Below are 16,723 nucleotides of genomic sequence, written 5' to 3'. Positions count from 1 at the left end.
CTGGCGGCTCGTGTTACTTCTTGCCGATGGTGATCTGCTTGGTTGCGCCGTACACCTGGCCGCTGACGCCTTTGGCGATCTGCTGGATTTCACCACCCGACTTCAGGAAAGCTGCGATCTGCGCGTCAATCGAGGCGCTGGTTTCTACAGCCGGAGCTGGTTTGGATTTGGTGTTGGATGCTTTTACGCGCATGACGGCCATTAACCTTTACTCAAAATTAACTCGGTCGACCAGTATACATGAAATGCTTGACAATTATTCGATTAATAACGTCGAACTTTTATAAGCGAGAAAATAATAAAGTGATTTATTAAGCTATTAATTATCTAGATGAACCCTCCAAATAACTGTTTTTATTCAATTAAATATTAATATTTGATCAGGCTTTGATCGTTTTTTTGCCATTGGTCGGGAGGCTGCTGGAGGCCAATCACCGGGACGAAGGTGATTGGCAACGCCCAGCGAGAATACTGGCTGCAACTCGGTTAGAATGCAGGCATTGCAAAGAGGGTTGGGCACCATGGCGTTAATTGGACGAATGAATTCTTTACAGGTCGTAAAGCACACTGACTTTGGCCTGTATCTGGATGGCGGGGCTGACGGCGAAATTTTATTGCCCAAGCGTTATATTCCCAGCGACACCCCGAGTGAGGTGGAAGACTGGCTGAATGTATTTGTCTATCTGGACAGTGAAGACAAGCTGATCGCGACCACTGAAAAACCGAAAGTTCAGGTGGGTGAGTTTGCCAGCCTGAAAGTGATTGATATCAATCATGTTGGCTTGTTTCTCGACTGGGGCCTGCCAAAGGATCTGCTGCTGCCGCACTCCGAGGAGAAGCGTCCGCTGCAGGTTGGTGATTACTGTGTTGTCCATGTGTTCCTGGACAAGCGCAGCAAGCGTATTACAGCTACAGCGCGACTGGATCGCTATCTTGATAACGTCCCCGCGACATACAAGACGGGCCAGGAAGTTGACCTGTTGATTGCCGATGCCACTGACATGGGTTTCAAAGCCATTATCAATGGTAAGCACTGGGGCTTGCTGCACAAGAACGAGCTGTTCAAGTTTGTGCGCAGCGGTATGCAGGAGAAAGGTTTTATCAAGGAAATGCGCAGTGACGGCAAAATCAGCCTGAGCTTGCAGCCGATCGGTCAGGAGGCTGTTGGTAGCTTGAGTGAGCAGGTGTTGAGCAAGCTGCGCGACAACGATGGTGTGTTGCCGCTTAGCGATAAAAGCTCGCCCGAAGCCATTACCGCTTTATTTCGCGTCAGCAAGGGCAACTTCAAGAAAGCCATCGGCGGCTTGTACAAGCAAGGGCTGATCACCATTCACGAAGATCGTATCGAGCTGATCGGCAAATAGCGATTGCCGGTGATCGCTGCAAGGGAGCCTCTGTGGGATTGTGTTGTCTGATTTAATACAGTTCTCCACGCAGAGGCTAAACCCATGATCAAACTGAACATTTTGCTGAGCGCCGGACTGTTGTTCGGCGCATTCGGTATGGCGCAGGCCGATCAGGCGGGGCAACAGACGATCCGGGTGATCCCCAAAACCTATATCAGCCCCGGGGCGACGGGGAGTATCGGCCAGTCGCGCAGCTCGCAGCAGTACAATGGCTATGGCGGTTATCAAGTGCCGAGCGATTATGGCTCTGTCCACCAGCAAAACAGCAGTGCCAATCAATCATTCGAAACTCGCGGTGGCATCCGCCAAACCACTGTGTATCCCGGCGGCCACGAGGTTGAGCGCACGCCAGGCAGTTCAACCTATGAGCGACAAGGCAACCGTTGATCTTTTACTGCAAGCCATAAAAAACACCAGTCGAATGCCATTCGCTGGTGTTTTTTTGTGTGTTGGAGATTGTGGCTCTAGCGCTTAGCCTTTACTGCCCCAGATGTCTTCGAGTCGTGAGTCACGGCCGCAGGCGGTGCGGTAGTACTTATAGCGCAGCGGATTTTTCAGGTAGTAGTCCTGATGATACTCCTCGGCGGGGTAGAAGGTGGTGCCCGGCAATATCTCGGTGACAATCTTGCCTTCGAGTTTGCCTGAGTCCTGCAGTGCGGCCTTGGATGCCTGCGCGGCCGCTTTTTCGGCATCATCGCTGTAGAAGATTGCACTGCGATATTGGCTGCCGTGGTCGCAGAACTGCGCATTAGCGGTCAACGGGTCGATGGTTGGCCAGTAGGCTTCGAGCAGTTTTGCGTAGCTGGTCTTGCTTGGGTCGTAACTTACCAGTACCGCTTCCAGATGCCCGGTTCTACCCGATGAGACTTGCTCATACGTTGGGTTGTCGACTGAGCCGCCGATGTAGCCGGAAGTCGTCGATAAAACGCCGGGTACTTTGTCAAAGTCCGACTCGGTGCACCAGAAACAGCCGCCTGCAAACACGGCAACCCCTTGTTCGCCGGGCTTAAGGGCGATGCTCGAGGGTGTTGATGCGGCTTGCGCATTGGCAGGTTGCGAAGATGTTGGTCCGCAAGCGCTGAGCAGGGCACTTAGCAGCAGTGCCGCGCTGACAAGTGCGAAACGCTTGGTTCTTGCGAATAATTCAGCAGGCATCATTAGCTCCTTAAAGCAGGTAAGTCTTGGCCTTTAGCAACAAATTTCAGCGCAACGCCGTTGTTACACCAGCGTTCCCCACGCGGCGCTGGGCCGTCATTAAACAGATGACCCTGATGACCACCACAGCGGATGCAGTGATATTCAGTGCGCGGCCAAAGCAGCTTGAAGTCTCGCTTCGAGCCGGTGTGTCCGGCAATGGGTTGGGTAAAGCTTGGCCAGCCGGTGCCACTGTCGAACTTGTTCTCGCTGAGGAACAGCGGCAAGTAGCAGGCCGCGCAAATATAGGTGCCTACACGCTTTTCATGGTTGAGTGGGCTGCTGTTCGGGCGCTCAGTGTCTTCCTCAAACAGGACTGCGTATGCATCTTGGGCAAGTATTTTTCGCCACGCCTCGTGTGCTTTGTTCAGCGGGGTGATGGCTGATTGCGTTGTTGCTGTTTCAGCAAAGGCAGGTTGTATCAATGAGCCTAGCAGCGGTGCCGCCGGTAATAAGGCCAGACCGTGCAGAAAAGAACGGCGTTTCATGAGTATCTTCATCCTCTGTCATGAGCAATATAGAGGTTAAAAATGGACACTTGTTACAGGGCTCACTTGTCTTGGGTTGTGAGGGCGATCAACGGTTTGCTGCGTTGATAGCGTGTTAGCCGCTCATCAAGGGAGGCTGGCAACTGCACGGCAGGGCTAAAGCCCGAAGCCTGGTAAAAGCCATGCAAGGAGGGATGGCAGAACAACCAGACCGGGCCGCTGCAGGTGCTTGTAACCGCCTTTATAAGCTGTTTGGCAAGACCTTGCTGGCGGTGTTCGGGCGCCACGAATAAGCTGGTCAACCAGTGTCCGTGGGCAACAGGTCGCAGGCAAAGTGCGGCAATGATCTGTGATTGCTCCAGGACCCAGACCTGATCTTCACGGGTGGCCTTCATCTTTGAGCGATGCGCGCCGTAAAACTTGTTGGCCAAGGGTTTCAGCGTTTCAGGTAGGAGGCGAAGGCGGGTTGCAGGCATTGGCATTGAGGATGAGTCGATATGGGCCCAGCGCTGGCACTTGGCGAGCGCTGGGTGATTGTATCAGTTGTGTGCGGCGTGGCTGCCGAGCAGGGTTTGACCCTCATGCTTGGATTTTTTGGCCATGCGCTTTTCCTGAGCGGTTTTCAGGGGTTTCTTTTTGCTGTTCTTTTTTGAATCCATACCTTTGCTCATGATCTTTACCTCAGTGGGTGAAAAGTGAGTGAGCGTGGAGCATTTGGATCATTGCCACCTCCCTCCGATAAGCCTTGGTCGGATTCAGTCTACGCCCATTAGCCAAAAAAGCAGCTATTGCAATGCATCACTGCTGACCAGTGCTGCTGATGCGGCGTTCGGCAACTATTTCAGGCAAGTCGTTGCGCTGCATATACAGCTGGATTGGCAGGGTGATGTTCAGGCGTTCATCGATATGCTGGTCAAGCAGCAACTGGATGCGCGTGCGGTCTAGACGCATCTGGTTATCGCGATGCAGGCTCCAGACGAACTCGCTGGTTGCTTGTATTGAGTCCTGAAGAATATCCAGGCCAAAGGAGTCTTCACTAAACCGCACGATGTACTGGTCGGTCTTTTGATTAAACCCTACAAGTCCCTGTAGTTGATCGGCAGCGCTACAGATGTCGGCGGAGGTAATGCTCATGATGCTTGGCCTGTAATAAACGAAGGATGATCACAGGCTAATGGGCTTGGCGATGGGCTTATTGCTCAGGATCAATACCCTGCGCAATAAGCTCGACAAAGGGTTGGAATTCCCGCCAGGGCGTTACTGCTCCTGCTCCAGGCGCGCCACTGCTTCGGGGCCGCCCATGAGTTTTGCTGCGCTCAACGGCGTCACGCCGTTGTTGTCGCAGCTTTTGGGGTTGGCGCCGTGGCTGAGCAACAAGTCAATGGCGGCAACATTGTTAAACATCGCTGCCATCATCAGTGAAGTTTTGCCATCAGGCGTAGTGCCTTCAACATCTGCGCCATGCTCAAGTAGCATTTTGATAATGTCGAGGTTGCCTTTGAAGGCTGCGCCAGCCAGCGGTGTCTGGCCGTTTTGGTTGCGCAGGTCAGGGTCAGCCTTGGCCGCCAGGAGCATTTTCGAGGTTTCGATGTGCCCGTGATAGCTCGCCAGCATCAACAGGCTGTCACCTTTGTGATTGCGCAGGTTTACGGGTAGACCCTGTTCGATCATTGCCCTCAAGGTTTCGGTATCGCCACTGCGCGCATGATCGAAGACCCGCTCGGCGAATGCCAGGGTTTCGTCGTCAAGTGGTTCGCCAGCATTGCTCTGTTGTTCGGTCATTTAACCCTCCTTGATAAAAAAATCTTGGGCTTAGGCAGTTAGTCTGCCTACAGCATAACGGGGTTCGGGCAAATGTACCGATTGGCTTTATTGATCAAGGTGATTTATCCAGCTGGGCGTCGCCATTGAGTTTTCTAACCTCTGTCGGGGCTAAACTCGGCAGCCGTTTTAACGTTCTTGATCGAGTTGGACATGCTGTGATTCGGGTTGAGCAAGGCCTTGCGGATTTTCTCGTAATCTTCCATCGACAGGCTGCTGCGGCTCAGCACCTCAAGAGCGAACTGCTTGACTTCGGCGTCAGTGTAGGCCGGTTCCCTGGATTCAGGTTGCGCGGCACAACCGCTGAGAAGCACAGTTAAGACAGTAAGCAAAAGAGCGATTGAGCGTTTCATCTGGACACCTGTTGATCTGAGCATTTGGGGATGCGTATAGATTATTCAGGGGCGCTGGGCAGTAGAAATCGATCGTTCTAATAGTGGCTATTGAAGTTTTGTAAGGCTGATTTAGAGATTCGCAGTCCAGATGCCGCCAAGTGCTTGCAAAACATGCTCAGAAAGGAGCGGGGCGAGGTTATCAGGCCATGGCTTTTGCGCCTCTAGCCATTCGAGCTGCTCAAGCTCAGCCGCTGGATAAACCCTATGCGGCAGGGCGGCACGGTATACCGTTGCGGCAATGCGGGTGTTGACCTCGTTGGCGGCTGGCGCTGAAAACTGGCCGAGCAAACTGATGCTGCTCACATCGAGGCGCAGCTCTAGTTCTTCCAGCAGTTCGCGCTGTAGCGCGTTAAGCGAGCTTTCTCCTGGCTCGCATTTGCCACCCGGGAGCATAAAGGCTTGAGTGTCGCGCTTGCGCACCAGAAGCAAGCGCCCATTCAAATCGAATAAGCAAATAGCAGCGATGTTCAGGACCGTAAGTTCGTTTGGCATGCGCTGCTATTGGTTATGAGACATGTGGGTTAGCGCAGCGTGTTGGAGAACGCGCTAGTTTCGTCGAGTGATTGGCTGTTCATGCCGACCTTGACTGACATCAATGGCGAGTTATTGAGCCATACATCGTCGATCACAATGGTTTTTCCGATATCTTCGTTATCCGCTGCAACCAGCAGGTAATAGGTCCCGCTTTCGGGGGCTTCGCCTTCCCAGCCCATATTCACCTGACCAATATTGGTCGATGCATGGGATGGCTTGCTAGCTATTACCACGCCGTAGCTGTCGAGCAGCATGGCGCGCGGTTTGATGGCGAATTTACTCACGCCCAGACACGAGTCGTTGCAGCGAGAATTAACATTGAGATTGAAGTGTTCACCCTTTTTCAGGCTCAGTGAGAACACCCGGTAATTTGAAATAGAACTGCCAAAATCCAGGCGCGGCTGGTCGGCGGTGATTGTCCACGAAGGCACGGGGACACCCGGGTTTACCGGCAGGGGGATAACCTCGGCATTATGCAGTGCTTCAAGGGTGGTTTTCGCCATAGGGCTGGAACCTGCCGCGACCGAATGTTCGTAGGTCGACTGCGAGCTGACCTCGTTTGGAGCGGTGCTGGCGCATGCGCTAAGCAAGGCGCAGGCCGCGAGGATTAACAATTTGTGCAAAGCAAACTCCTGGGGATATCACGCTGGGGGCTGCATCCCGGTCCAATTAGAGCACCTTTGAAAAGTCACTGTTTCAAAGGTGATCCGGCGATGATCTTTACCTGCAGCGCCGTGCCGCTTTGGGCAAAACAGCCTGCCGGTCGCAGGCTGGATTTAACCTGCCAGGCCTACATAGACGTTTTGCACGTCATCGTGGGCATCGATCGCTTCGAGGAAGGCTTCAACTTCCTCAAGTTGTTCGGCGCTCAAAGTGGTCACCGGGTTCTTTGGACGGTAGCCAATATGCGCCGAGTTCACGGTAAAGCCGTGTTCTGGCAGCGCGCGGGACACAGCGTCCAGATCGGTAATTTCGGTGATGAACAGGGTGTTGCCTTCATCAGCCTCGGCAAAATCCTGGGCGCCGGCTTCGATTGCGGCCAACTCGGCATCTGCATCACCTTCAGGCGATGCCTCGATCAAGCCCACGTGGTCAAAATCCCAAGCCACAGAGCCAGACGCGCCCATCTGGCCTTTACGGAACAGTACCCGGACTTCAGCAACAGTGCGGTTGATGTTGTCGGTCAGGCATTCGACGATCACCGGCACTTGATGAGGCGCGAAGCCTTCGTAGGTGGTGCGTTCAAAGTTGACTGTCTCACCCAGCAGGCCAGCGCCTTTCTTGATCGCGCGCTCCAGAGTGTCCTTGGGCATGGAGGCTTTTTTCGCCTGGTGCACAGCAAGGCGCAGCTTGGGGTTCATGTCCGGGTCGGCACCATTTCGGGCCGCGATCATGATCTCTTTAACCAGGCGACCAAAAATCTTGCCGCGTGCGTTGGCTGCAGCTTCTTTAGGTTTGGCTTTCCACTGTGCGCCCATGGGGATTCTCTTGAGTCAGTAATAGAATAAGTTCACCCAAACGCAGCCGCCTTGCAGGCGTGGGGCTCGGGCATCAGAAAGTGAGTCGGATATTTTAATCGTTCCGAGCAAGGCTGGCACCCACCAAATTCACACAAGCTGGCGATTAAAAGCTCAAGCCCTCTAGCTTGGGGCTCTCGGCAAGTAATTACGGTTTTGGCAAGGACTTCGCGGGTTCACATGACAGCCGATCAAATCCAGAGGCACAAGCCTGTTTGGCCACCCGACAGGATTGGCCTGCTGAACCCAAGGGTTACTTGAGAGCAGCAGGCTTTGCTTTAAATCAGCTTTTGTTGGGCGGCTGCTTCAAGCGTGCTTTGCGTCAACTGGGTCAAGATATTATCCGCAGACTCATTGAAGGGCAGGGCAAACACCATCAGCAACTGCATCCAGGTGGTGATGGTTTCTTGCTTCTTGATCCGGCCAAGAACCTTGCCGTCAACATCCTTGAAGGTTGTTTCCATCGTCAGCTCGTTGGTGGCGCGAGTCGGAATCACAAACAGTGTCAGTCCTGTCAGCACTGCACTGAATAGATTGCTGCGTTCATGGTTGCTGATGTCAATGGTGATATACAGGTCTGCTGCCTGTTTGTTGGTTGTCACCGAGCTGAAACGTCCGCTGCTTTGATACTGCTTGAGTATCAGTGCCTCTAACTGAGTCTGATTAAAGCCACCGGCTCTGGCTTGGTCATTCAATAAGTATTGGGTATTGACGTTGATAAAGGCCGATGGCTCGTTGGTCTTTGAGGCTGCCGGAGGCCATTGCTCAACACTGGCGAGTTCATGGTTGGAGTATGAGACGCAGCCGCTCAGAGAGAGCAGCGCACAGGCGAAAATTGCTTCAACAAGCTGTTTCATGACGATGTCCTTATCCGTTGTTGGCAAGTTTTTGTGTGCTGTCTTGGATCAGTTGTTCGACCAATTCATTAACCTGGTCTGAACCTAGAGTCATGGTTATATAGTCGTCATCCCAGAGCCCGATGTTCTGCTCGCGCTTGATGACTTTGTGGCTCTGAGCGAGCAGCTTGCCTTGCGCGTCGGCAATCGAAAGCTCGCCTGCAAGGTCATATTTATCGACGTAGATAGGGCCGTTCGCCCAGATCCAGACCGTGAGCGTGAGCAACGCGCCGGGAACGTAGGCAGGGTGTGGCGTGCGCTTGGCCTTCAAGGAGCTGAAATCGAATTTGAGGGTTACATCGTCGTCCCCTAACTTGGCGGGAAAGCTCAAGACTTGTTTGAAGTACTCGCCTTGTTCAATGCGTCGTGCCAGTTGCTCTGTGAATTGATGGCTTAATGTCACGCGCAAGTCATTGTTGATCTGAGTATCTGAGATCACCACATCGCTGATCATTGCGGCACGGGGTTGAGTCTGTGCTGCTTTATGTTCAGGTGGGCCAATCGGCCCCGCCGGGGTGAAGGAAATACATCCGGTCAGGCTCAGGCACAGCGTGCCGAGGCAAAGGTATAGATAAGGCTTCATAAACGTCCTTGTTTTGGACAATGAGGTTTGGATGAACATTTGCGGGTGCTGTAAAAAACGGCGCGAATTCTAGCCTCAGCAAACAAATGATATCAAAACGACATCACATTTTAGTATTTTATTGGCGCTGTTTATTTGGCGTGCGAAGGTGAGTTTGCCTCGGTTGCCGAGGTTTTTAGCCGTTCTAATGATTTGACTCGAACGCAAATGCGCGTTTCTAGGCTATTGAGGTGCTTAGCGAGCGCGAGGGCTTGGTGCAGAGGGGGAGGAGCGGGAAGTTGAAGCAAACGCGCCGTTAGGCAACGGCGCGTAGCAGCGTCATCAGTCTTGGCGGTCTGTGACTTCGAGCAGGTGATAACCGAATTGGGTTTTCACTGGGCCCTGGACGACATTAACCGGAGCGCTGAATACGACAGTGTCGAATTCCTTAACCATCTGGCCTGGACCGAAAGTACCCAGGTTGCCACCGTCGCGGCTTGATGGGCAGCTGGAGTTGTCTTTCGCAACTTGCGCAAAGTCAGCTCCGGCTTCGATGGAGGCTTTCAGTTCATTGCATTTGGCTTCGCTGGAAACCAGGATGTGACGGGCAGTGGCTCGGGCCATGGGGGTGTACTCCTATCAGATAAGCTGCTGAGCCTACCGTAATTAGGTGGCGATTGCATCGCTGAGCGCGTTAGCGCTTGCCCATTGAGCGCCGCGTACCGTTGGGTGCTGGGCCGATTTTCTTCTCGTGGGCCGATTTATTGCCTTTGGCGTGCCACGCCTGGCCATCGCTCTTGCCCGGTGCATAGCTGGCGGGTGAGAACGGAAACTTGAAGGCCGGGATTGCGGGTTTGTTCGCGGCTTCGCCAGCGACCTCTGTGGCGGTTGATGCAACGGCCTGGGTGTCGAGGACAGGGGCTGGCGACTCAGTGGTTTTCATGGTGGTTTGCATACGACAGTAGAAGAGAGGGCGCGAGTATACGCGCAGTTCAACCGCTGCGTTGGGGAGAAGGCAGCGTCTCAGATGGCTGGAGGGCGCCGAGTATGGCTACTGCTGCTCAGCGGCGCTTAGCTGTTGCGCATTTTTCTGCCAGCCGCCCCCCCAGTGCCCGGTTTAGTGCGGTCCCGGCTTGCAGGCGGGCGAGTTGCAGCTGGGCTGTGTCGTCTTGGGCTGCATACAGCGTGCGTTGGCTATCGAGCAAGGTCAGCAGGGTTTCAGCTCCGGCCCGGTAACGTTCTTCGGATAAACGCAAAGCCAGGGTGGCTTGTTGTTGTACCTGGCTCTGCGCTTGTAATTGCGCCTCGATACCAGCCAAGGCGTTGAGCGCTTGCTGAACGTCGGCAAAGGCGTTGACGATGCCGGTGCGGTAGTTGGCCAATAGCTCACTGCGTCGCGCCTTGGTTAACTCATGTTGGGCGCTGAGCAGACCGCCATCGAAAATCGGGGCGAGCAGGGCTGCACCCAGTGAATAGACCGGATTAGACAGCAAGTCAGAGGCATGGCCGACATTGCTATCGACCGCTGCGCTCAGGTTCAGCCTTGGCAACAGGGCCGCACGGGCAGCGTTTACGTTTGCATCGGCCGCTGCCAGTTGGGCTTCAGCACGCGCCAGATCGGGTCGTTGGAGCAATAGCTGGCTGGGGATTCCCGCGCTGATTGTGGGCAACTGCAGGTTGCCCAACTGCTGTTCCGTCAGTGGCAGCGTGGCGCTACTGGTTTGTCCCAAAAGCACGGCTAAGGTGACTTGGCTGTCATCACGTTGCTGTTTCAGGCTGGCCAGGCTGAGGCGCTGTTGAGCGACAATCCCGCGTTGCTGAGCCAGTTCAAGGTTGGTCGCTGCACCGGCGAGCTGGCGAGATTCTACGATACCCAGCACCCGTTCGGCGTTGCTCAGGTTGAGCTGGGCGATGGCCACGCGTTGCTGCAAGCCGACTTGTTGCAACCAACTGGAAACGACGCTGGCACTTAGGGTGATTTGCAGGGCAGCGCGGTCGTACTGGCTGGCCCTGAGGCTGGCCAGGGCGCTGTCGTCAGCGGCTTGCAGGCGGCCCCAAAGGTCTACTTCGTAGCTCGCGGCAAGCCCAGTGAAGTAGCGATTACCATCGACTTGGCTGTCACCACTGAGGCGGCCATTGCGGCTTGCACCAAGGTTGGCATCCAGTTGCGGTAACAAGGGCGCGCCAGCAATCCGGGCGCTGGCTTGGGCCTGTTGTACCCGGGCCAGGGCAGCGGCGAGATCATAATTGTTGAGCAGCGCTTGCTCGACCAGTTGATCCAGCTCGCTGCTGGCAAAGCCGCGCCACCAGTTTGGGTGCGTGGGGGCTGTGCTTGCCGGTGCGTGCTGCCAGTTTTGTGGCGCGGCGGGCAACTCGTCGAGCACAGGCTCCTGGCGCGTACATCCGTGCAGGGCAAACAGAGCGAGCAGCACTAAACGAGCGTTCATGGGCAGGTACATTTTATTGCGACGCCAAGGCGTCAACCGGGTTGAGGGCCGCTGCGGTTCTGGCTGGCAGGTAGCCAAACAGCAGGCCTGTGGCGACTGCGCAGGCGAAGGCTGCAAGCATTGCGCTTAGGGAAAAGATCAACGGCACCTGCCACCAAATCAGCCCGGCGCCGACCAGCAAGCCCAGCAGCACGCCGATGCTGCCGCCGACCAGGGTGACCAACACCGCTTCGCCGAGAAACTGTTGGAGGATGTCGCGTTGTCGGGCGCCGGTGGCCATGCGGATACCAATTTCGCGGGTGCGTTCGCGTACTGTCATCAGCATCACATTCATCACGCCGATACCGCCAACCAGCAGCGATACTGCTGCGATCAGGCCGAGCATGCGGGTCATGCTGTCTTGGGTTTCTGCTTCGGCCTGAACCTTGGCGGCAGCGTTGTCCACGGCAAAGTCCTCGCGGCCATGACGGGCCAGCAATAGCTCGCGCACGGCCTCGCCAGCCGCCGTCACCTGGCGCGTCGAGACGGCGGTAAGGGTGGCGTATTCGGGGTCGAGAATATCTTGGTAAACCCGTGCCCGGCCCGATTTGTAGGGGATAAACACCATTTCGTCGTAGTAGTCTGCGCCAGACTCTTTGCCTTTCTCCGCCATGACCCCGATAACCTCGAATGGTGCATCGCCGATCAACAACTGGCGTCCCAGCGGGTTGGGTTCATCGCGGAAGAACTGCTGGCGAGTCTTGTGGCCGAGAACCACCACCGGCGCGAGGGACTGATCTTCAGTCGCATTGAAGAACCGGCCCAGTGCCAGTGGCCAATGGTGAATGGCGGGCAGTTGCTGGTTGCTTGAGTAGACATAGATGTCGCGCGATGTATTGCCATATTGCACGGTCAAGGCATTACCAATCACCGGCGTGGCCAGATCAACTTCGGGCAGCGCTACCACCGCTTGCATATCGGCTTCGGTGAGCACGCCCCATGGCCCGCCTTCAGGCGGCTGGGCGCTGTACAGGTACAGGGTGGTGGCGCCCATCGAGGCCAGTTGCGCCATGACTTTTTGCTTGGTGCCAAGACCAATGGCCAGCATGACGATCACCGAATCCACGCCGATGATGATGCCCAGTAGTGTCAATGCGGTGCGGAAACGGTTGAGCGCCATAACCCGCCAGGCCGAACGTGCCACTTCGCTTGTGGTTTGCCACCAGGGCAGGTTTTGCCGACGCTCGGCGTCCTGCATGTCCGGTGCTGGCAAGGCTTGGGCAGGCGTAACGGCGCCACTGTCGCTGACGATTTCACCATCGAGGATTTCGATTACCCGCTGCGCCTGAGCGGCTACGTCGCGGTCGTGGGTGATCAGGATGATGGTATGCCCGGCCGCCGCCAGTTCGCGTAGCAGGGCCATGACCTCTTGACCGCTGTGCGAATCGAGCGCGCCTGTGGGTTCATCGGCAAGGATGATGCGCCCGCCATTCATCAGCGCCCGGGCAATCGATACGCGCTGTTGCTGACCACCGGAGAGCTGGCTGGGCCGATGTTCAAGCCGTTCCGCCAGGCCAAGGCGAGCCAGTAACTGGCTGGCGCGTTGACGCCGTTGCTCAGCCGAGGCGCCCGCGTACAGCGCAGGAATTTCGACGTTTTCCCGGGCCGATTCAGTGGCGATCAAGTGGTAGCCCTGAAACACGAAGCCAAAGGCTTCGCGCCGCAGCCAGGCCAGTTGGTCGCTGTTGAAGTTGGCCACATCACGCCCGGCAAACCGGTAGGCGCCGGAGGTTGGGCGATCAAGGCAGCCGAGCAGGTTCATCAGGGTTGATTTGCCAGAACCTGAAGCGCCGACGATGGCGACAAATTCCCCGGCGTTGATGCTCAGGCTGATGCCGCGCAGAACAGTGACTTCCGGGGCGCCGTCACTGCCGCCATAACAGCGGCGGATGTTGCTTAGCTCAATGAGCGGTGCAGGGCTTACCACTGGAAACGATTCACAGCGGTGTCGGCCAGTTCAGCGGTGACCAGCAGTTCGTGTTCCTGCAAGCCCCCAACGACTTCAACCCGCTGACGGTTGCGGGTGCCGATCTGAATGTCGCGCCATTCGGGGCGACCCTTGGCATTGAGCACCCGCGCGCGGAACAGGCCTGCTTCACCTTCGACCGCTTGCAGTGCCTCCAGCGGTGCGGTGAGTACGTTTTGGGCCGAGGCGGTGATAAAGGTCACCTGGGCAGTCATCTGCGGCATCAGTTCGCCGTCCAGGTTGTCGACGTCAAACAACACCGTGTATTGCACGGCCTTGGTAGCTGGCGCAGGGGCACCTGCCTCTGCTGAATTAGTGCTGGCGACCTGCGGCGAGGGCAATATCTGGCGGATCTTGGCGTGCCAGCGCCTGCCGTCGCCGCCCAATGTGGTGAAGTACAGGCTGACACCGGTTTTCAGTTGGCGAATATCCGCTTCCGATACCTTGGTCCAGGCCGTCATTGCCGATAAGTCGGCAATCCGCATTACGGTTGGCGTCTGGTATGTAGCGTTGAGGGTTTGCCCCTGCTTCACATCGACGCCCAGCACCGTGCCGGCAATTGGCGCATAGAGTTTGGTGTAGCTCAGTTGTGCTTCGTTGCCCTTGAGCCGCGCCTGGCTTTCAGCGATTTGCGCACGCAATTGCTTGAGCTGGGCTTGGGCGGTTGCTAGTGCTGCTGCGGCAATCTGCACATCTTCATCGCGAGTGGCTTGAGCCTGTGCCAGGCGTCCCTGGCGACGGTGTTGCTGTTGCGCCAGGATGAACTGCGCTTGTTGAGCTTCAAGCTGGGCGCGCAAACCATCAAGCGCCGCACGGTCCGCCTCGACTGTGGCCTGGTGCAGGCTGGCGTCGATCTCGGCCAGCAACTGGCCTTGCTTGACTTGATCTCCGGCTTCGACATGCAGCCGGATGATCTGGCCGGACACCTGTGCGCCTACATCCACCGACTCACGAGGCTGCAAGGTGCCGATGGCGATGACCGTGGCTTCGATATCGCCACGGCGCACCGCTTCGGTCGCAAAGGCCGAGGCCGAGGTGCTTGGCCATAGCCACGCAGCAGCCAGCAGCAACAGCGGTACCGCCAGCAGCAGTGCACGCTGTAGCACTTTGGGGTGACGCAAACTCATGGGTTAGTCCTTTAACGGTTCCGGACTTAGCCGGCACTCCATAGCAACGCAGGCAGGCTGCCCAGAGCTGTCACACCCATTAACAAGGCGGCTGCTTTCGGGCGATAGGGCAGAAGAAAGACCAGAACCATTGCCGCCGCGCTCAGCAGGCCAAACCAGATGACCACGCCAACCGAGCTGCCCCAGACGCGGACGCATGGCCAGATGGCGGCTGCCAGCAGCAACCAGCCAATGGCGCGCAGGGCCTTTTGCCGGGTTGCGCCGGTGCGGTTCCAGACTTGGCGGTGGTGCCTGTCCATCGCCAGGCATAGCGCAGCCATTCCGGCGTAGCACAGGGCTGCGCCGAGCAGCAGGGCGAGTGTGATGTTCATCAAGCCACCTCTACTTTGGCGGTGTTCAAGCTGGGTTGCGGTGTCTTGCGCTCGACCTTTTGCCGGCTTTTCAGCCAGAGCTTGCGCGCGGTCCACAGACTCAATAGGCCGATAAACATGGCGGTCAACTCGACTGCAGCACGCTCGCCATCGCCTCGTTGCAGATAGCTGATGAACTGGTCGCCGACCACCAGCCAGTTGAGCAGCGGCAGGGCCAGGCACAGCGCCGCTACTGCTAGCAACTGTTCGATCCAGGCCCGTGTAGCCGGGCGTATGGCGGCATGCACGTAGGTCAGCAACCAGACCACGAAGAAACTGATGACTTCCCATTCGGGTCGGTCAGTGACACCCAGCGGGATCAGGCGATTGCCCCAGAAAAAGGCAATGCAGGCCAGGCTGATGCCGCTGATGGAGCCGATGTTGAGTACCTCGATGATTCTGTAAACCTGCGGTGTACGAGCTCCGAACTCATTCAGAGAACGCTGGCGACGCTTGACCATAAACAGGATTGCGCCGGTTGCCATCATCGCCGCACCCGCCAGGCCACAGATGAAATAGAGCCAGCGGGCGGTAAGGCCACCGAAGGCGGCAAAATGCAGGTTACGCATGACCGACTGCACATCCTGGGCCGCGCCGCCGCGCAATTCTCCCGGCGCCTGGATATCCTGCTGCTCGCCACTGACGCCATCGAAGAACACCTGGCCACCGCCATCGCCGAGCAAGCGGTATTCACCGGTTTTTTCGATAAAGCGGCCAAAGGTCACAATCGAGGCGCTGCTGTCACCGGGGTGTTCGACGCTGATAAAGCTGAGTGGGCGTTGCAGTTGTTTTTCGCTGCTGATCAATATCTGGTCGAGCGCCGTGACCTCGGCCTTGATGCCAGTCTCTTCACGCGGCGTCGGCTGGGTCAGCAGGTCGGCGAAGTAGGCATCGTCGGTGCTGTAGTGGGTCTCGATACCGGCGGGCATGTACAGCATGTAAAAGGTTGCCAGGCCGGTGTAGGCAATCATCAACTGGAACGGCAAGCTCAGCACCGACACCGCATTATGTGCGTCCAGCCAGCTGCGCTGCTGCTTGCCGGGCCGGAAGGTGAAAAAGTCCTTGAAGATGCGCTTGTGGGTAATGACGCCACTGACCAAGCCGACGAGCATGGCCATGGTGAAAAAGCCAACCAGCCAGATACCCGCGGTTCCAGCGTGGAACTCGAAGTGCATGTGCACGAAGTGGTGGCCGCCTTCACTCTCGCGCTCGGTACTGGCCTTGATCGGCTCACCGTTAGTCGCATCAAGACGCAGGTTCTGGAACTGCTCCTTTTCGTCCTGCCAGAAAACCCGCACAGCCGGGTCCGTGTCACTCGGCAGGCCGATGCCCCAGAAATGGCTGCTTGGCACATGCTCGCGCAAATAGGCCTGGCCGACACGCACGGCCAGAGGGCGGTCAACGCCGTCGTCCATGCCGCGAACTTCGCCAGCCTGCGGGATTTGCGGTTTCATCCAGCGGGTGATGGCTTCATCGAAGACCCCAAGGGAGCCAGTGATAAAGACTACAAAGAGTATCCAGCAGGCCCACAAGCCACCCCAGGTGTGTAGCCATGCCATCGACTGGCGCAGGCCTTCTTTCTTGACTGCCTGAGTCATACCATTCCCCTCCCAAGCCACCAGCCAAGTGGGGCCAGAACCATTGCCGGTAACAAGAGGCCGAGCCAGGCCCGACGGTTGTCCTGCACTGCGAAAACCCAAATGATGGCGGCGGTGTAGACCGCGAAGCTGGTCAATGAAGACGCCAGAATCGCCTGGCTTTTGGGCAGGGGCAGCACCGCGCCGAGAAAAATCACGCTGGCCGAGGTCAGCGCATACCCGCCGAAAATCGCGGCGGCGGTGCGTGACAGCAAGATGCGGCCACGGGAAGGGGAAGTCGATTTCATCAGCAAGCAGCCATCGTTTGGAGCAAGGGAAGTCCG

23 protein-coding genes are annotated in these 16,723 nt (G+C 56.7%); 3 read left to right on the top strand and 20 right to left on the bottom strand.

The window, feature by feature from the left end; genetic code table 11:
• Window positions 1–13: 13 nt before the first annotated feature.
• Entirely contained in the window at window positions 14–202 is a 189-nt protein-coding gene (locus AACY26_RS02090) for a hypothetical protein (protein ID WP_339510498.1), read from the bottom strand.
• Window positions 203–521: 319 nt separating this feature from the next.
• On the opposite strand from AACY26_RS02090, the gene AACY26_RS02085 reads away from it, so the two are divergent.
• Window positions 522–1,364, top strand: a complete 843-nt coding sequence (locus AACY26_RS02085) for a CvfB family protein (RefSeq protein ID WP_339510496.1) — start codon at window positions 522–524, stop codon at window positions 1,362–1,364.
• 84 nt (window positions 1,365–1,448) lie between these two features.
• A complete protein-coding gene (locus AACY26_RS02080) occupies window positions 1,449–1,793 on the top strand; it encodes a hypothetical protein (protein ID WP_339510494.1) in 345 nt (114 codons plus the stop codon).
• Between the two features lie 84 nt (window positions 1,794–1,877).
• On the opposite strand, the gene msrA is transcribed toward AACY26_RS02080, so the two are convergent.
• The 3 genes from msrA to AACY26_RS02065 all read right to left on the bottom strand — a co-directional run bounded on the left by msrA (window position 1,878) and on the right by AACY26_RS02065 (window position 3,564).
• Window positions 1,878–2,561, bottom strand: coding sequence for a peptide-methionine (S)-S-oxide reductase MsrA (msrA, locus tag AACY26_RS02075; protein WP_339510492.1), 684 nt, complete (start codon window positions 2,559–2,561; stop codon window positions 1,878–1,880).
• A gap of 2 nt (window positions 2,562–2,563) precedes the next feature.
• Window positions 2,564–3,088 (bottom strand): peptide-methionine (R)-S-oxide reductase MsrB, encoded by a 525-nt coding sequence (gene msrB, locus AACY26_RS02070; RefSeq protein ID WP_339510490.1) that lies wholly within the window; start codon window positions 3,086–3,088, stop codon window positions 2,564–2,566.
• Between the two features lie 62 nt (window positions 3,089–3,150).
• Entirely contained in the window at window positions 3,151–3,564 is a 414-nt protein-coding gene (locus AACY26_RS02065) for a GNAT family N-acetyltransferase (protein ID WP_339511686.1), read from the bottom strand.
• A gap of 21 nt (window positions 3,565–3,585) precedes the next feature.
• Between AACY26_RS02065 and AACY26_RS02060 the strand changes: the two genes are divergently transcribed.
• Complete coding sequence (locus AACY26_RS02060; RefSeq protein ID WP_339511750.1) at window positions 3,586–3,741, top strand: hypothetical protein; 156 nt, start codon at window positions 3,586–3,588, stop codon at window positions 3,739–3,741.
• Window positions 3,742–3,886: 145 nt separating this feature from the next.
• Here AACY26_RS02060 and AACY26_RS02055 read toward each other — a convergent pair whose 3' ends face one another.
• The 16 genes from AACY26_RS02055 to AACY26_RS01980 form a co-directional block, all read right to left on the bottom strand.
• Entirely contained in the window at window positions 3,887–4,222 is a 336-nt protein-coding gene (locus AACY26_RS02055) for a DUF2025 family protein (protein WP_339510488.1), read from the bottom strand.
• Between the two features lie 123 nt (window positions 4,223–4,345).
• The gene (locus tag AACY26_RS02050) at window positions 4,346–4,870 is read right to left on the bottom strand and encodes an ankyrin repeat domain-containing protein (protein WP_339510486.1); all 525 of its coding nucleotides are present in this window, start codon (window positions 4,868–4,870) and stop codon (window positions 4,346–4,348) included.
• Between the two features lie 134 nt (window positions 4,871–5,004).
• Window positions 5,005–5,262, bottom strand: coding sequence for a hypothetical protein (locus AACY26_RS02045; RefSeq protein WP_339510484.1), 258 nt, complete (start codon window positions 5,260–5,262; stop codon window positions 5,005–5,007).
• 111 nt (window positions 5,263–5,373) lie between these two features.
• Window positions 5,374–5,796, bottom strand: a complete 423-nt coding sequence (locus AACY26_RS02040) for an NUDIX hydrolase (protein WP_339510482.1) — start codon at window positions 5,794–5,796, stop codon at window positions 5,374–5,376.
• A 29-nt stretch (window positions 5,797–5,825) separates the two neighbouring features.
• The gene (locus AACY26_RS02035) at window positions 5,826–6,461 is read right to left on the bottom strand and encodes a hypothetical protein (protein ID WP_339510480.1); all 636 of its coding nucleotides are present in this window, start codon (window positions 6,459–6,461) and stop codon (window positions 5,826–5,828) included.
• 153 nt (window positions 6,462–6,614) lie between these two features.
• On the bottom strand, window positions 6,615–7,316 hold the full coding sequence (locus AACY26_RS02030; protein ID WP_339510478.1) for a YebC/PmpR family DNA-binding transcriptional regulator: 702 nt from the start codon (window positions 7,314–7,316) through the stop codon (window positions 6,615–6,617).
• A gap of 317 nt (window positions 7,317–7,633) precedes the next feature.
• Window positions 7,634–8,212, bottom strand: a complete 579-nt coding sequence (locus AACY26_RS02025) for a hypothetical protein (RefSeq protein ID WP_339510476.1) — start codon at window positions 8,210–8,212, stop codon at window positions 7,634–7,636.
• Window positions 8,213–8,222: 10 nt separating this feature from the next.
• Window positions 8,223–8,834 carry a hypothetical protein gene (locus tag AACY26_RS02020; protein ID WP_339510474.1) on the bottom strand — a complete coding sequence of 204 codons (612 nt, stop codon included), beginning with the start codon at window positions 8,832–8,834 and terminating at the stop codon, window positions 8,223–8,225.
• Between the two features lie 321 nt (window positions 8,835–9,155).
• Window positions 9,156–9,437 carry a peptidylprolyl isomerase gene (locus tag AACY26_RS02015; protein ID WP_339510472.1) on the bottom strand — a complete coding sequence of 94 codons (282 nt, stop codon included), beginning with the start codon at window positions 9,435–9,437 and terminating at the stop codon, window positions 9,156–9,158.
• A gap of 70 nt (window positions 9,438–9,507) precedes the next feature.
• Window positions 9,508–9,756 (bottom strand): hypothetical protein, encoded by a 249-nt coding sequence (locus tag AACY26_RS02010; RefSeq protein ID WP_339510470.1) that lies wholly within the window; start codon window positions 9,754–9,756, stop codon window positions 9,508–9,510.
• A gap of 118 nt (window positions 9,757–9,874) precedes the next feature.
• On the bottom strand, window positions 9,875–11,260 hold the full coding sequence (locus AACY26_RS02005; RefSeq protein ID WP_339510468.1) for an efflux transporter outer membrane subunit: 1,386 nt from the start codon (window positions 11,258–11,260) through the stop codon (window positions 9,875–9,877).
• Window positions 11,261–11,273: 13 nt separating this feature from the next.
• Window positions 11,274–13,226: a MacB family efflux pump subunit gene (locus AACY26_RS02000; RefSeq protein WP_339510466.1), complete on the bottom strand. Its 1,953-nt coding sequence runs from the start codon at window positions 13,224–13,226 to the stop codon at window positions 11,274–11,276.
• Window positions 13,220–14,386, bottom strand: a complete 1,167-nt coding sequence (locus tag AACY26_RS01995; protein ID WP_445261275.1) for an efflux RND transporter periplasmic adaptor subunit — start codon at window positions 14,384–14,386, stop codon at window positions 13,220–13,222. The genes AACY26_RS02000 and AACY26_RS01995 overlap by 7 nt, the downstream gene beginning before the upstream one ends.
• 32 nt (window positions 14,387–14,418) lie before the next feature.
• Window positions 14,419–14,763, bottom strand: a complete 345-nt coding sequence (locus tag AACY26_RS01990; RefSeq protein WP_339510462.1) for a DUF3325 domain-containing protein — start codon at window positions 14,761–14,763, stop codon at window positions 14,419–14,421.
• Window positions 14,763–16,400 (bottom strand): PepSY-associated TM helix domain-containing protein, encoded by a 1,638-nt coding sequence (locus AACY26_RS01985; protein WP_339510460.1) that lies wholly within the window; start codon window positions 16,398–16,400, stop codon window positions 14,763–14,765. Before AACY26_RS01985 ends, AACY26_RS01990 begins: the two co-directional genes overlap by 1 nt.
• Window positions 16,397–16,687 carry a DUF3649 domain-containing protein gene (locus AACY26_RS01980; protein ID WP_339510458.1) on the bottom strand — a complete coding sequence of 97 codons (291 nt, stop codon included), beginning with the start codon at window positions 16,685–16,687 and terminating at the stop codon, window positions 16,397–16,399. The genes AACY26_RS01985 and AACY26_RS01980 overlap by 4 nt, the downstream gene beginning before the upstream one ends.
• Between the last annotated feature and the right edge of the window lie 36 nt (window positions 16,688–16,723).

Source organism: Pseudomonas sp. RL_15y_Pfl2_60, assembly GCF_963970595.1.
Taxonomy (GTDB): Bacteria; Pseudomonadota; Gammaproteobacteria; order Pseudomonadales; family Pseudomonadaceae; genus Aquipseudomonas.
The sequence above is the reverse complement of the archived record's forward strand: the minus strand, read 5'-3'. Positions and strand labels throughout refer to the sequence as shown.